This window comes from Microterricola viridarii (assembly GCF_900104895.1).
Lineage (GTDB): Bacteria > Actinomycetota > Actinomycetes > Actinomycetales > Microbacteriaceae > Microterricola > Microterricola viridarii.
Genome location: NZ_LT629742.1, coordinates 2,724,913 through 2,738,384 on the forward strand (window position 1 = coordinate 2,724,913; position 13,472 = coordinate 2,738,384).

At 71.2% G+C, this 13,472-nt stretch carries 11 protein-coding genes; 9 read left to right on the top strand and 2 right to left on the bottom strand.

Annotated features, from left to right (window positions below; translation table 11 throughout):
• Window positions 1-6: 6 nt before the first annotated feature.
• The gene (locus tag BLT62_RS12515; protein WP_083365452.1) at window positions 7-552 is read right to left on the bottom strand and encodes a PadR family transcriptional regulator; all 546 of its coding nucleotides are present in this window, start codon (window positions 550-552) and stop codon (window positions 7-9) included.
• A gap of 203 nt (window positions 553-755) precedes the next feature.
• Here BLT62_RS12515 and BLT62_RS12520 point away from each other — a divergent pair, with 203 nt between their 5' ends.
• The 9 genes from BLT62_RS12520 to BLT62_RS12555 all read left to right on the top strand — a co-directional run bounded on the left by BLT62_RS12520 (window position 756) and on the right by BLT62_RS12555 (window position 12,834).
• Complete coding sequence (locus BLT62_RS12520) at window positions 756-3,620, top strand: cation-translocating P-type ATPase (RefSeq protein WP_083364363.1); 2,865 nt, start codon at window positions 756-758, stop codon at window positions 3,618-3,620.
• Window positions 3,621-3,796: 176 nt separating this feature from the next.
• Window positions 3,797-4,957, top strand: coding sequence for an ABC transporter substrate-binding protein (locus tag BLT62_RS12525; RefSeq protein WP_083364364.1), 1,161 nt, complete (start codon window positions 3,797-3,799; stop codon window positions 4,955-4,957).
• 115 nt (window positions 4,958-5,072) lie between these two features.
• Window positions 5,073-6,950 carry an ABC transporter permease gene (locus BLT62_RS12530; RefSeq protein ID WP_083364365.1) on the top strand — a complete coding sequence of 626 codons (1,878 nt, stop codon included), beginning with the start codon at window positions 5,073-5,075 and terminating at the stop codon, window positions 6,948-6,950.
• Complete coding sequence (locus tag BLT62_RS12535; protein ID WP_083364366.1) at window positions 6,947-7,852, top strand: ABC transporter ATP-binding protein; 906 nt, start codon at window positions 6,947-6,949, stop codon at window positions 7,850-7,852. Before BLT62_RS12530 ends, BLT62_RS12535 begins: the two co-directional genes overlap by 4 nt.
• Window positions 7,849-8,610 (top strand): ABC transporter ATP-binding protein, encoded by a 762-nt coding sequence (locus BLT62_RS12540; protein ID WP_083364367.1) that lies wholly within the window; start codon window positions 7,849-7,851, stop codon window positions 8,608-8,610. Before BLT62_RS12535 ends, BLT62_RS12540 begins: the two co-directional genes overlap by 4 nt.
• Complete coding sequence (locus BLT62_RS17870; RefSeq protein WP_172829703.1) at window positions 8,607-9,119, top strand: carboxymuconolactone decarboxylase family protein; 513 nt, start codon at window positions 8,607-8,609, stop codon at window positions 9,117-9,119. Before BLT62_RS12540 ends, BLT62_RS17870 begins: the two co-directional genes overlap by 4 nt.
• On the top strand, window positions 9,116-9,748 hold the full coding sequence (locus BLT62_RS17875; RefSeq protein ID WP_104474053.1) for a peroxidase-related enzyme: 633 nt from the start codon (window positions 9,116-9,118) through the stop codon (window positions 9,746-9,748). The genes BLT62_RS17870 and BLT62_RS17875 overlap by 4 nt, the downstream gene beginning before the upstream one ends.
• Window positions 9,749-9,757: 9 nt before the next feature.
• Entirely contained in the window at window positions 9,758-11,680 is a 1,923-nt protein-coding gene (locus BLT62_RS12550) for an FAD/NAD(P)-binding protein (RefSeq protein ID WP_083364368.1), read from the top strand.
• Window positions 11,677-12,834, top strand: a complete 1,158-nt coding sequence (locus BLT62_RS12555; RefSeq protein WP_083364369.1) for an FAD-dependent oxidoreductase — start codon at window positions 11,677-11,679, stop codon at window positions 12,832-12,834. The genes BLT62_RS12550 and BLT62_RS12555 overlap by 4 nt, the downstream gene beginning before the upstream one ends.
• On the opposite strand, the gene BLT62_RS12560 is transcribed toward BLT62_RS12555, so the two are convergent.
• The gene (locus tag BLT62_RS12560; protein ID WP_083364370.1) at window positions 12,824-13,411 is read right to left on the bottom strand and encodes a TetR/AcrR family transcriptional regulator; all 588 of its coding nucleotides are present in this window, start codon (window positions 13,409-13,411) and stop codon (window positions 12,824-12,826) included. The two genes, BLT62_RS12555 and BLT62_RS12560, sit on opposite strands and share 11 nt — an antisense overlap.
• Between the last annotated feature and the right edge of the window lie 61 nt (window positions 13,412-13,472).

Genomic DNA, 13,472 nt, shown 5'->3' on the forward strand with positions numbered 1-13,472 from the left:
CCCTCGTCAGTCCTGCGCGAGGATCGAGTAGAGCCGGCGCCGGGCCTCATCGAGCACGGCGACGGCCTGCTGCACCTGTTCGGGCGTGCCCGTCCGCCCCACCTGTGCGGCCGCCTGAGCGAGTTCGATGCCGGCCTTGGGCAGGGCGGTGAACCCGGAGCTGTCGCCCGCGGCCGAGGCGTCCCAGGGGGCGGATGCCGCGGCGCCCGCGGCCTCGGCGCGGCCCGCGTCGGTGAGCGCGTAGATCTTGCGCCCGTTCGACTCCTCCGCGGCGATCAGCCCCTCGTCGGAGAGGAGCTGCAGCGTCGGGTACACCGAGCCGGCGCTCGGCTTCCAACTGCCGCCGCTGCGCTCCTCGACCTCGCGGATGATCTGGTAGCCGTGCATCGGCTGCTCGGCGAGCAGCGTCAGCACCGCGGTGCGCACATCACCCCTGCCCATGCGGGAGCCGGCGCGTTTCTCGAATGCGCCCCGCAGCTGCTCCATCATCTGCCACATCCCATCGCCTCGATTGCCGGCGCCAAATCCGCCGGCGGGGAACGAACCACCCATGATGACCTCCTCGAACACAACTGAGCGATACTCAACGATAGGTCGCGGCGGGCGCCTGCGAAAGGGGTGCCGGCTGGCCGGGCGCGCGGGTGGTGTCCCCCGGGACGGCGGGAGCTACAGTGGTTCTGTGGCCCGGAGGCTCTCAGTGACCCGGCCTCGTCGATGTATGGGATGAACTGCCTTTCCGGAAGCGTGGTCGCACGATGCCAGACGAAGTTGCCAGCAGCACATCCACCGAGGGCGCGTTCCTCCTGGATGCCGAGGCCGTCGCGGCGCAGCTGGGTGTCGACCCGGCAACCGGACTCTCCGACGCGGAGGCGGCCGGGCGGCTCGCGGCCGACGGCCCGAACGAGCTGCGCGGCACACCGCCGGTTCCGACCTGGCGGAAGATCCTGGCCCAGTTCCAAGACCCGCTGATCTACCTGCTGCTCGCCGCCGTCGCGATCTCGCTGTTGGCCTGGGCGGTCGAGGGCGCGCACGGCGCCCCCGTCGACTCAATCGTGATCGCCGCCATCATCGTCCTGAACGCGATCATCGGCTACACGCAGGAGGCGAAGGCCGCGGATGCCGTCGCGGCACTCGGCGCGATGACCGCCGCGAGCTCCACCGTGCTGCGCGGCGGCGAGCTGAAGACCGTGCCCTCCAGCGAGCTGGTGCGCGGCGACATCCTCGTGCTCACGGAGGGCGACGCCGTCGGGGCGGATGCCCGGCTGCTCACCGCCACTGGGCTGCGCATCCAGGAGGCCTCCCTGACCGGCGAGAGCGCGTCGGTCACCAAGAACGCCGCGACACTGCCGGAGCCCGCCCCACTCGGCGACCGGGCGAACATGGTGTTCAAGGGCACCTCGGTGGCTCAGGGCGTCGGCCGCGCCGTCGTCACCGCCACCGGCATGGCGACCGAGATGGGGGCGATCGCCGAGATGCTCGACGCGACCGTCGAGGAGCCGACGCCGCTGCAGAACGAGATCAAGCGCATCAGCAAGGCGCTCGGCATCATCGTCGTGATCGTCGCCCTCGTCGTGATGATCACCTTCATCCTGGTGCAGGGCGTCACCTCGCCCGCCGACCTCGTCGTCGTGCTGCTGCTCGGCGTCTCCCTCGCCGTCGCCGCCGTGCCGGAGGGGCTGCCCACGATCCTGTCCGTGATCCTGGCGATCGGCGTGCAGCGCATGGCCAAACGCAACGCGGTCGTGAAGAAGCTCAGCTCGGTGGAGGCGCTCGGCTCCGCGTCGGTGATCTGCACCGACAAGACCGGCACGCTCACCCGCAACGAGATGACGATCGAACGGATCGTGACGGCCTCCGGGCAGGCCGACGTCACCGGCGTCGGCTACCGCCCGATCGGCGAGGTGGTGGGGCGCGACGGCGAGTTGGCGGGCGCGCAGCGCTTCGAGGCGCAACTGGTGCTCGGCGCCGGCACCCTGGCGAACGACGCGCAGCTCACCGAGCGCGACGGCGAGTGGCAGATCCAGGGCGACCCCACCGAGGCCGCCTTCCTCGTGGCCGCCCGCAAGCTCGAGGGCATCACCGGCCAGATCGCCCGCTTCCGACGCCGGGGCGAGATCCCGTTCACCTCGGAGCGGAAGATGATGTCGACGCTGGACCAGGACAGCGCGGACGGCACCCTCGTCCTGTTCAGCAAGGGAGCCCCGGACGTGCTGCTCGAACGCTGCACCCGCCTCCAGGTCGGCGAGGGCACCGTGCCGCTCACCGCGGCGCTCCGGCAGCAGGCGCAGGCCGAGGTGGAGGCCCTGTCCGCCCAGGCCTTCCGCACGCTCGGCGTCGCCTACCGGGTTGTGGATGCCGCCGAGCGATCTGTCGATCCCGCGGACGAGCTCGACCCGGCGCTGGAGCAGGAACTCGTCTACGCCGGCGTCGTCGGCATCATCGACCCGCCGCGCGGCGAGGCCGCGGCGGCCATCGCCGAGGCGCACCGGGCCGGCATCCGCGTCATCATGATCACCGGCGACCACCCCGTCACCGCCGTGCGGATCGCCGCCGACCTCGGCATCGTCGGGTCGAGCGCGCGGGCTGTCACCGGTGCAGAGCTGGACACGCTGGATGCCGCGCAATTGCGCGCCGTCACCCGCGACGTGTCGGTGTACGCCCGGGTCTCCCCCGAGCACAAGCTGCGCCTCGTCGACGCCCTGCAGGCCGACGGGCAGATCGTGTCGATGACCGGCGACGGCGTGAACGACGCCCCGGCGCTCAAGTCCGCGGACATCGGCGTCGCGATGGGCATCACCGGCACGGAGGTGACGAAGGAGGCGGCGCGCATGATCCTCGCCGACGACAACTTCGCCACGATTGTCGCGGCCGTCCGGCAGGGCCGGGTGATCTTCGACAACATCAAGAAATTCTTGCGCTACCTGCTCTCCTCCAACGTCGGCGAGGTGCTCACCGTCTTCCTCGGCGTGCTCTTCGCCGGGCTGATCGGCCTCTCCGACGCGAGCGGCGAGGGGCTCGTGCTGCCGCTGCTGGCAACCCAGATCCTGTGGATCAACCTGATCACCGACTCCACCCCCGCGCTGGCCATGGGCATCGACCCCGAGGTGGACGACGTCATGGCGCGCCGGCCCCGCGGTCTGACCGACCGGGCCATCGACGCGCGCATGTGGGGCGGCATCCTCTCCATCGGACTCGTGATGGCGCTGGCCGCCCTGTTCTCGATTGACATGTTCTTGCCCGGCGGCCTCGTCGAGGGCCACGACACCCTGGAGGTGGCCCGCACGGTCGGGTTCACCACGCTCGTCTTCGCCCAGCTGTTCAACGCCCTGAACGCCCGCTCGGAGACGAGTAGCGCGTTCCGGAAGATGTTCTCCAACACGTGGCTCTGGGGCTCGATCCTGCTGGGAATCCTGCTGCAGATCGCCGTCGTGCAGGTGCCGTTCCTGCAGGTGGCGTTCGGCACGGCGCCGCTGGATCTGGCCCACTGGGGCGCGTGCATCGCGCTCGGCTCCGTGGTGCTCTGGTACGACGAGATCCGCAAGCTCATCCTGCGTGCGCTCGCCCGGCGGCGCGGAGCGGCGCCGGTGGCGCCGGTGGCGCCGCCGTCGCCGACGTTCTAGTCCGGCGCGGATGCCGGCCGGCCGGCGTAACACTGGGTAGTCAAATTCGGAGGCGGCACTCCATAACTTCTAGTCTCCGAGACACGACGTGGATCGTTCGTTCATCCATTGTCACTCTCTCCCCACGCGCATCATCGACCGTCCGCACGTTCTTCGCCGATCCAGGAGCCACAGTCATGACAATTCTTCGCAAGAGCCTCGCCGTCTTGGGCGCGACCGCGCTCGTCGCGGGCCTCGCCGCCTGCAGCGCGACCGCCTCCGGCCCCGGCACCGGTGCCGGAGCCGAGTCCGCGAGCACCGAGCCGATCCGTTTCGGCGTCGCACTGCCCCAGACGGGCAACAATGCCCAGTACGGCGAGTACTTCACGCAGGGCTTCGAGCTCGCGCTCAAGCAGCTCAACGACGAGGGCGGCATCAACGGCCGCGCGGTCGAGCTGCAGTACGAAGACACCCAGGCCGACCCGGCGCAGGCACCGGCCGTGGCCCAGAAGTTCGTCGACGACCCGACGATCCTCGCTTCGCTCGGCGACTTCGGCACGCCGGCCTCGGCCGCGGCGAGCCCGATCTACCAGGCCGGCGGCCTCGTGCAGTTCGCCTTCTCGGCGTCTGCGTCGACCGTGACCGACCCGGGTGACTTCGTCTTCGCCACCTGGGTGTCCCAGGAGTTCGAGGCGCCCCGCCTGGCCGACTTCGCCGCCACCAAGGGCAGCAAGCAGGCCGTCTTCTTCCACGACACGGACTGGGGCGCCGACACGCACGGCTTCTTCGCCGACCGCTCGGAGGAGATCGGCCAGGACACCGTCTACGAGAGCGCATACGACCCCAAGTCGACCGACTTCCGGCCTCTCCTGCTCACCGCGGCGGCCGCCAACCCCGAGGTGATCGTGCTGATCTCCTACGCGGCCGACGGCGCACTGATCACCTCCCAGGCCCGTGAGCTCGGCATCGACGTGCCCATCGTGGGCATCAGCTCGAACTACAACCAGCAGTTCATCGAGCTCGCCGGCCCCGCCGCGGAGGGCTTCGAGACGCTCAGCTACTTCACGCCGAGCAACCCGGACCCGAGCGTGCAGCAGTTCGTCTCGGACTTCTCGGCCGAGTACGACGTGGCTACCCCGAGTGACTACGCGATCCGCGCCTACGACGCGCTCAAGATCGTCGCCTGGGCCGCCGCCCAGGAACCGAGCCGCGACGGCATCCGCACCGCGCTGGCCACCGGCAGCGACATCCCGACGATCCTCTACGGCCCGATCACGTTCTCCGAGAACCGCCGGGTGACGGATGCCGAGCAGTTCGCGCTCGTCGTCAAGGACGGCGAGTTCGTCCTCGCCGAGTAGAACTCCCCCAGGCGCCGCCCCGGGGCTCCCCCGGGGCGGCGCCTGACTCTGCCATCGCTTCACCGCACCAGCACCAGCACCAGCACCAGCACCAGCCAACAGAGGACGCCACAGAATGGACATACTGCTCGCGGGCATCATCAGCGGCAGCACCTACGCACTCATCGCGCTGGGGGTCTCGCTCATCTACGGTGTCTCGAACATCGTCAACTTCGCGCACGGCGCGACCTTCGCCATCGGGGCGATGCTGGGCTGGTTCGTTGCCTCGGTGCTCGGGTTCCCACTGTGGGCCGTGATCATCGTCGTGATCGCCGCCACCGCCCTCCTCGGCTGGGTGATCCACTTCATCGCGATCAAGCCGCTGGGCTCCGCCCCGCCCATCGCGGCGCTCCTCACCACCTTCGCCGTCGGGATCATCCTCGACAACACCTCGCAGCGCATCTTCGGCGCCGAGACCCGGCGCTTCCCGGCGCTGCTCGAACAGGGCAACTTGGAGCTGTTCGGCTTCCGCTTCGGCACGCTCGGCCTCGTCATCCTCGGCGTGAGCCTGGCCTGCTTCGTGGCGCTCGCGCTGTTCATCACCCGCACCAAGTACGGCCGGGCGATCCGGGCCACCGCGCAAGACAGCGAAGCCGCCCAGCAGATGGGAATCCCCGTCGCGCGGATCCAGGCGGCCTCCTTCGTCATCGCCTCGGCGCTCGGCGGCATCGCCGGCGTGCTCGTGGGCATGTACTACTCCAACGTCTCCCCCACCATCGGCTTCATGGCCGGCGTGCAGGGTTTCGCCGCGGCGACCCTCGGCGGCCTCGGCAGCCTCGCCGGTGCCGTCGTCGGCGGCCTCATCCTGGGCATCGCCGAGGCCTTCGGCGTCTCCATCTGGGGCGACTCCGCCCGCCAGCTCATCACCTTCGGCGTGCTCATCGGCGTGCTCTGGATCCGCCCCGGCGGCATCCTCGGGCGCGTCCCCGCCGTCGGCTCCGAGCCGATGACCGGCACCTTCTTCGGCGCGGGCCGGCCGCTCACCCTCAAGCCATGGCAGTACGCCGTGCTCGCCTGTGCGGGCATCCTGCTCGTCTTCCCCGCCAGCGACTACATCCTGCGCGCGGGGAGCCTCGTCTGGATCTACGCGCTCTTCGCCCTCTCGCTCACCATCGTCAGCGGCTTCGCCGGCCAGATCGTGCTCGGCCAGGCCGGCGCCCTCGCGATCGGCGCGTACACCTCCGCCCTGCTGATGACGAAGGCCGAATGGCCGTTCGTGCCCAGCTTCCTCGCCGCCGGCCTCGTCGCCGCCGTCATCTCCGTCATCCTCGTCGCCCCCACCTGGCGGCTGCGTGGCCACTACGTCTCGATGGCGACGCTCGGGACCGGCGCGTTCATCGCGGCGCTCGCCCTCAACCTGCCCTGGCTCACCAACGGCGCCCGCGGCATCTTCGCGATCCCGCGCCCGGAGGTCTTCGGCTTCGAGATCGCGAGCGCCCCGGCAATGTACCTCTTCACCTTCGCGATCCTCGTCGTCTTCATGCTCCTCGTCTCCCGGCTCGGCACCTCCCACCTCGGGCGCACCTGGGCGGCCGTGCGCGAGGACGAGGTGGCCGCGGCCTCCTCCGGCATCCACCCGGCCGCCTACAAGTCGCTCGCCTTCGGCATCGGCTCGGCCATCGCCGGATTCGCCGGCGCGCTCTACGCGAGCCAGCTGACCTACATCGAGCCGGCCCAGTTCGGCATCAACCTCTCGGTGCTCGCCGTGACGATCGTCGTGCTCGGCGGCATGCGCGCCCCGATGGGCGTCATGGTCGGCGCGCTCGTGCTCGTCGCCGTCCCGGAGATCTTCCGCCCGCTCTACGAGTGGCGCTACTTCTTCTACGGGGCGCTGCTGCTCGCGCTCGTGATCTTCCGCCCGCAGGGGCTGTGGGCGCGCGTCGAGAACGTGCCGGCCTGGCTGCACGCCCCGCTGCGGCGAACACGCGCCCTCGTGGGAAGGAGATCGGAATGACCGCGACTCCGCTGCTCGCCGTCCACGGCCTGCACAAGAGCTTCGGCGGGCTGCACGTCGTCGACGACGTCGAGCTCAGCATCACCGAGGGCGAGGTGGTGAGCATCATCGGCCCCAACGGCTCCGGCAAGACGACGACGCTCAACCTGATCTCCGGGGTGCTGCGGGCGGATGCCGGCTCCGTGCGCCTCGCCGGAACCGAGCTGCGCCACTTCAAACCGCACCAGATCGCCGCGCAGGGCCTGACCCGCACCTTCCAGAACGGCCGCGTGATCGGCAACCTGACGGTGCGCGACAACGTGCTCGTCGGGCTGGAGGCCGTGCAGCGGGTCGGGCGGCCGTTCGCCGCCCTGCGCGGCATCCCCGGCATCCGCTGGATCCCGCTGCTCGCCGAGACCGTGCTCGCGATCGTCGGCACCCCGGCGCTGCGCCGACAGAGCGTTCTCGACAACGCCGCCGTCGACGCGCAGATCGCCCGCTTCGGCGAGCGCCTGGCGCCGCGCACCGAGAACTTCAGCTTCACCCTCTCCTACGCCAACCGCCGACGCACCGAGATTGCGCGCGCGCTGATCTCGCGGCCGAGGCTGCTCGTGTTGGACGAGCCGACGGCCGGCATGAACCAGACGGAGACGGCCGAGGTGATGCACCAGCTGCTCGACCTCAAGGCGGCCGGGCAGACGATGCTCCTCGTCGAGCACAAGCTCGACCTGGTGATGACGGTCTCCGACCGCGTCATCGTGCTCGACAACGGGCGCATCATCGCGCAGGGCACCCCCGAGCAGGTGCGCAACGACCCCCGCGTGATCGAGGCCTACCTCGGCAAGCGCCACGCACCGGCGCCAGAAGCGCAACCGGCAGTCGCGCAGCCGGCCCACTCACAGCCAACGGGAGCCACCGCATGACCGCCCTGCTGCGCCTGGACGGCGTCAACACCTTCTACGGCACCAGTCAGGCGCTCTTCGACGTCAACATCGAGGTGGGAGAGGGCGAGATCGTCTGCCTGCTCGGCGGCAACGCCTCCGGCAAGTCCACGACGATGAAGACCATCCTCGGCCTCGTCACCCCGAGCAGCGGAACAGTGAGCCTCGGCGGGACCGATGTCACGAGCTGGAACTGCGGTCGCCGCATCACCGCCGGGCTGGCCTCCGTGCCCGAGGCGCGACGCGTCTTCGGCGACATGACGGTCGAGGAGAACCTGCTGACCGGCGCCTACGTGCGCCGTGACCGCCGCGGCATCCTGAGCAGCCTGGACGAGATCTACGAGGCCTTCCCCCGGCTGGCCGAGCGCAAGCGGCAGCGGGCGGGCACCATGTCCGGCGGCGAGCAGCAGATGCTCGCCTTCGGCCGCGCCCTCATGAGCAAGCCCAAGCTCGTCTGCATGGACGAGCCGACGATGGGCCTCGCCCCCATCATCGTCGACCAGGTGCTCGAGATGATCTCAGACGTCAACGCCCGCCTCGGGGTGAGCGTGCTCATCGTCGAGCAGAACGCCGAGCTCTCGCTCTCGATCGCCGATCGGGGCTATGTGCTGCGCACCGGCCACATCGCGGTGTCGGGAACGGCGTCCTCGCTGCTCGGCGACGCCAGCGTGCGCGAGGCCTATCTCGGCAGCCCCGTCGAGGTCGGCGCGGCAACAACCACCATCAAGGAGAAGCAATGACGGATGTGATCGACGCCATTTCCGGGCTCGACACCGCGCAGAGCGCCGCGCTGCGCGGCCACCGCCCGGATGTCGTGAGCTCGGCCCAGGCGAGCTACGACGCCCTGCTGCCGCAGAGCCTCGACGCCGACCCGGTGCCCGGGTTCGAGCTGCCCACCCGCCTGCTCGTCGCCGCCCGGTCCGCCCGGCTGGAGCACGCGCCGGCCGCCCTCGCCCACTACGCGGAGCGGCTCTCCGCCCACGCCGGGCATCCGGCACTGCTCGCCGTCGTGGAGAGCGGGCCGGACCGGGGCGCCGGCCTCCTCGCCTCCCGGCGCGAACGCGCCATCCTGCGCCATGTCGAGCTGCTCGTGGCCCGGCCGGCGGCGACGACGGCCTCCGACCTCGACGCCCTCACCGCCGCCGGCCTCACCGCGGCGGAGATCGTCGTGTTGAGCCAGATCGTCTCCTTCGTCTCGTTCCAGGTGCGCATCGCACATGGGCTGACCGTCCTGAAGGGAACCCTGTGAGCGAGTCACGTTTCAGCACAGACGAGCGGGCCTGGCATGCCTGGATCACGCCCGTCGACCCGGCAACCGGAACCGAGCCCCAGCGCGAGGCCATCGAGGCCAGCATCTGGCCCAACTCCCCCTACTTCCGCCTGCTGGCCTGGCACCCGGCCTCCCTGCACGCGCGCACCCTCGTCGACCAGGCCGTCTTCCTCGGCCGGCCCGGCCTCCGCCGCGGCGAGCGGGAACTCGCGGCGACGGTCGTCTCGCGGGTCAACGGCTGCGTGCTCTGCACGAGCGTGCACGCCCGGCTGAGCATCACCTTCACCAAGCGCGAGGACGAGGTGCGCGCCCTGCTCGAGCACGGCATCGACGCCGAGCTGGACCCGCGCTGGCGGGCCATCACCGACGCGGCGGCCGCACTCACCGCGATCCCCAACGCCTTCGGCCCCGAGCATGTGGCGGCGCTGCAGGCGGTCGGGCTGAACGCGGCCGAGGTGCTCGACATCGTGCAGTCCGGCGCCTTCTTCGCCTGGGCCAACCGGCTCATGTTGAGCCTCGGCGAGCCGCTGCCGCCCGCCGCGGACGACGCGCAGGCCATCGCCGACCAGCAGGCCAACGACGCGCGTGCACACACGAGCGAGGACTGACCCGCGGTCGTGACGGAACGCTCCCTCTGCATCGTCGGCGCCGGCCTGCGCGGCGCCGTGCTGCTCGAACGCGTCTCGGCGAGCATCGGGGAGCTGCTGCCGGGGGAAGACCTCGTCGTGCACCTGGTCGACCCGCATCCGGCCGGATCCGGCCGCACCTGGCGTGACGGCCAGCCCGGCACGCTGGTGATGAACACGGTCGCCGCCCAGTCGACGGTGTTCACGGATGCCACGGTGCAGTGTGCCGGGCCCATCGTTCCCGGTCCGAGCTTCCTGGAGTGGTGCGAGGCGGTGGCCGCCGGCGGCATCGCCGCTCCCGGGCTCCCCCCGGCGCTGCGCGCGGAGGCGGCGCGCACCCGCGACTGGTCGAACCCGAGCCGCCTGCTCTACGGCCACTACCTGCGCTGGGCGCACGCCCGCACGGTCGACACGCTGCCACCGGGCATCCGCCTGGTGGAGCACGGCGCGCGCGCCGTCGCCGTCACCGAGACCGAGATCGAGACCGGCGACGCCGACACGGACGGCGCGGCCTGGGAGCTGCAACTGGACAACGGCTCCGTGCTCCGCGCCGACGCCGTCATCCTGGCTCTCGGCTGGCTGCCCGTCACACCGAGCGCGACGGAATCGGAGCTCGCAGCCGCCGTGGCGGATGCGCAGCTGGACTGGGTCGTGCCGGACAACCCGATCGACCAGGATCTCAGCCGGGTGCATGCCGGGGAGCCGGTCATCGTGCGCGGCCTCGGGATGAGCTTCTTCGACACCGTGAGCATGCTCACGGAGGGGCGCGGCGGCCGCTTCGTGGAGGGCGAGCACGGCCTCGACCCGCACCGGCTTCAGTACCTGCCGAGCGGCGCCGAGCCAGTCATCCACGCCGGCTCCCGGCGCGGCCTCGTCTTCCGCGCCAAGTCGCACTATGGGGCGCCTCCCCCGCCCTCGCCGCAGCGTCTCCTGCGCGCCGCGCTTCCCGCGCTGCTGCGCGAGGAACGCATCGACTTCGGGCGCCAGGTCCGCCCCCTCATCGATGCCGACGCCACCGCCGCCTACTACGAGACGCTCGCCCGCTCGCGCCCGCAGGCCCTCGCCCGCCCGGTCGCAGAGCTGCTGCTCACGCTGGAGGCCCACGGCATCGCGTCGCCGCAGTGGCAGCAGGCACTCGCACTGGGCGTGCCCGACGCGGCCGACCGGCTCGACCTCGCACACGTGGAGCGCCCGCTGCCGCAGAGCTTCGCCTCGGCGGAGGAGTTCACGGCGCGCACCATCGCCGCGGTGCACGCCGACGCCGAGCAGGCGGCGCTCGGAGCCGACAGCCCGCTCAAGGCCGCGCTGCTCAGCATCGGCGCCGCCCGCCTCACGATCGTGCCCCTCGTCGAATTCGGTCGGCTGAGCGCCGAGTCCTTCGCCGGCAGCTACCAGGACTTCCAGGCGTTCGCCGGCATCCTCGGCAGCGGGCCGCCTCTGTTTCGCTCCCGGCAATTGCTCGCCCTGCTCCGCGCCGGCATCGTGCGACCGCTCGGCCCGGAGCTGCAGCTGCGTGTGCAGGGCGGCCGCTTCGAGGCGGCCTCCCCGCGGGTGCCGGCCCACACCGTGCGCGCCCGCACGCTGGTGGATGCCTGGCTGCCGCTGCCCGCCGGCCGGCGCAGTGCCGAACCGCTGCTGCGCTCCGTGCTGGAGCAAGGGCTCGTGCGCCCGTTCCGCATCGACGGGCTCGAGACGGGCGCCCTCGATATCTCGCCGCACGACAACGCGCTCGTCCGCGCTGACGGTGCCGCGCACCGCTCCCTCTTCTCCGTGGGCGTCCCCTCGGAGGATGCCCGGATCTTCACCATCATCGCCCCGATTCCCGGGGTAAATTCGACAGTGCTGCGCGAACTGGATGCGACGGCGCGCGCCGCACTCGCAAGCATGGCAACGACGAGGGGAACCCACAGATGACGGAACGGCTCGACACGATCGTGCTCGGCGGCGGGGCGATGGGCTCGGCCACGGCCTGGGCGCTCGCCCAGCGCGGCCGAGCCGTGACCCTGCTCGAGCGCTTCGAGCCCGGGCATCATTTCGGCGCGTCCCACGGGGCCACCCGCAACTTCAGCCTGGGCTATGCGCAGAGCACCTACCTCGACATGCTCGCCGAGGCCCTGCCGCTCTGGGACGAGATCGAGCAGCAGAGCGGCGAGAAGCTCTTCGCGCACACCGGCATCGTCAACCACGGCCGCGACCACAGCTACCAGGGCGTGCACGATGCGCTCCGCGCCGCCGGCTTCGAGGCCGCGTTCCTCCCGCTCGAGGAGGCACAGGAGCGCTGGGCCGGCATCCGGTTCGACTCCCAGGTGCTGCACCTGCCCCAGGGCGGCCAGCTCAATGCGGATGCCACGCTGCCCGCGCTGCAGCGGATCGCCGCAGAGCACGGCGCGATCGTGCGCCACCGCAGCCGGGTGCTGTCGTTTCGCGTGCTCGGCGACGACGATGTCGCCGTCGAGGTGGAGACGGCCGACGGCGTCGAGGTGCTGCGCGCACGCACGCTCGTCGTCACGGCGGGAGCGTGGACGAGCACGCTGCTCGACGGGGTGGTGCAGCTGCCCCGCCTCAGCGTCACCCAGGAGCAGCCCGCCCACTTCGCGGTGACCGATCAGGAGGCGATCTGGCCCGGCTTCAACCACCGCTTCACGCCGGGCGAGCCCGGCTACGACTACTGGCCGTCAGCGATCTACGGCATGCTCACGCCGGGCGAGGGCGTCAAGGCCGGCTGGCACGCCGTCGGGCCGCTCACCGACCCGGACGCCCGGAGCTTCACACCGGAGCCGGGCCAACTCGCGGACCTGCAGCGCTACGCCCGCGACTGGCTGCCCGGCGCCGACGCCGACTCGCTCGTGGCCGTCAGCTGCACCTACACTCTGACGGCCGACGAGAACTTCGTGCTCGATCGCATCGGGCCGATCGTGGTGGGAGCGGGCTTCTCCGGCCACGGCTTCAAGTTCGTGCCCGTTGTCGGCCGCATCCTCGCCGACCTGGTGACCGGCGCGGGCGCGGCGCCCTCGCTGTTCGCGGCGGGCCGCACGACGGCCGGCTCGCTCTTCAAGATCACCTCCTAGCCGGGCCGGAGGGCGCGAAGAGGAAGCGCACCAGCCGGCGCAGCGGCTCGCCGCTGTCGCTCTGCCTGCTCAGGGCGCGCACGATGATGGCGCCGAGGATCGACTCCCCGATCTGGTCGATCGGCGCGTTCGCCGGCAGCTGGCCGTCGTGCACCGCGCGCTCCAGCCGCGCCGCGAGGCTGCGCTCGACCCCCAACCGCTCGCTCAGGCTCGTCCCCACGGCCGGGTCCTCGGCGGCGGCCGCGACGAGGGAGCGCACGAGCTCACCACCGTTGCGGGCGTCCAGCACCGCCAGCACGGTGCTCAGCCAGTGCTCGATGTCTGGGAGCAGCTGCCCGGAGTCTGGCACCTCGAACTCGACCGGGAACAGGCGGCCCTCGGCGAGGCAGTCGGCGATCACCGCGCCCCGGGAGGACCACCAACGGTAGATCGTCTGCTTGCCGACGCCGGCCTCGCGCGCGATGCCCTCAATCGTCAGCTTGTCGTACCCCTGTTCGTGGAAGAGCCGCGTCGTCGCGGCGAGCACGGCCTCCCGCGCCGCGGCGCTGCGGACGGGGCCATTTCGGTGTTGGTTCACACTCTCAGGCTACTCGCAGCCACTAGACGAGACGAGGCGTATGATCAAAAAGTCTAGAGGA

What these genes read in the sequence shown, in the direction of transcription:
- BLT62_RS12530 (WP_083364365.1), top strand. Translation starts at nt 5,073, where the DNA reads ATGGACATACTGCTCGCGGGCATCATCAGCGGCAGCACCTACGCACTC.
- BLT62_RS12520 (WP_083364363.1), top strand. Translation starts at nt 756, where the DNA reads ATGCCAGACGAAGTTGCCAGCAGCACATCCACCGAGGGCGCGTTCCTC.
- BLT62_RS12525 (WP_083364364.1), top strand. Translation starts at nt 3,797, where the DNA reads ATGACAATTCTTCGCAAGAGCCTCGCCGTCTTGGGCGCGACCGCGCTC.
- BLT62_RS12515 (WP_083365452.1), bottom strand. Translation starts at nt 552, where the DNA reads ATGGGTGGTTCGTTCCCCGCCGGCGGATTTGGCGCCGGCAATCGAGGC.
- BLT62_RS12535 (WP_083364366.1), top strand. Translation starts at nt 6,947, where the DNA reads ATGACCGCGACTCCGCTGCTCGCCGTCCACGGCCTGCACAAGAGCTTC.
- BLT62_RS12540 (WP_083364367.1), top strand. Translation starts at nt 7,849, where the DNA reads ATGACCGCCCTGCTGCGCCTGGACGGCGTCAACACCTTCTACGGCACC.
- BLT62_RS17870 (WP_172829703.1), top strand. Translation starts at nt 8,607, where the DNA reads ATGACGGATGTGATCGACGCCATTTCCGGGCTCGACACCGCGCAGAGC.
- BLT62_RS12555 (WP_083364369.1), top strand. Translation starts at nt 11,677, where the DNA reads ATGACGGAACGGCTCGACACGATCGTGCTCGGCGGCGGGGCGATGGGC.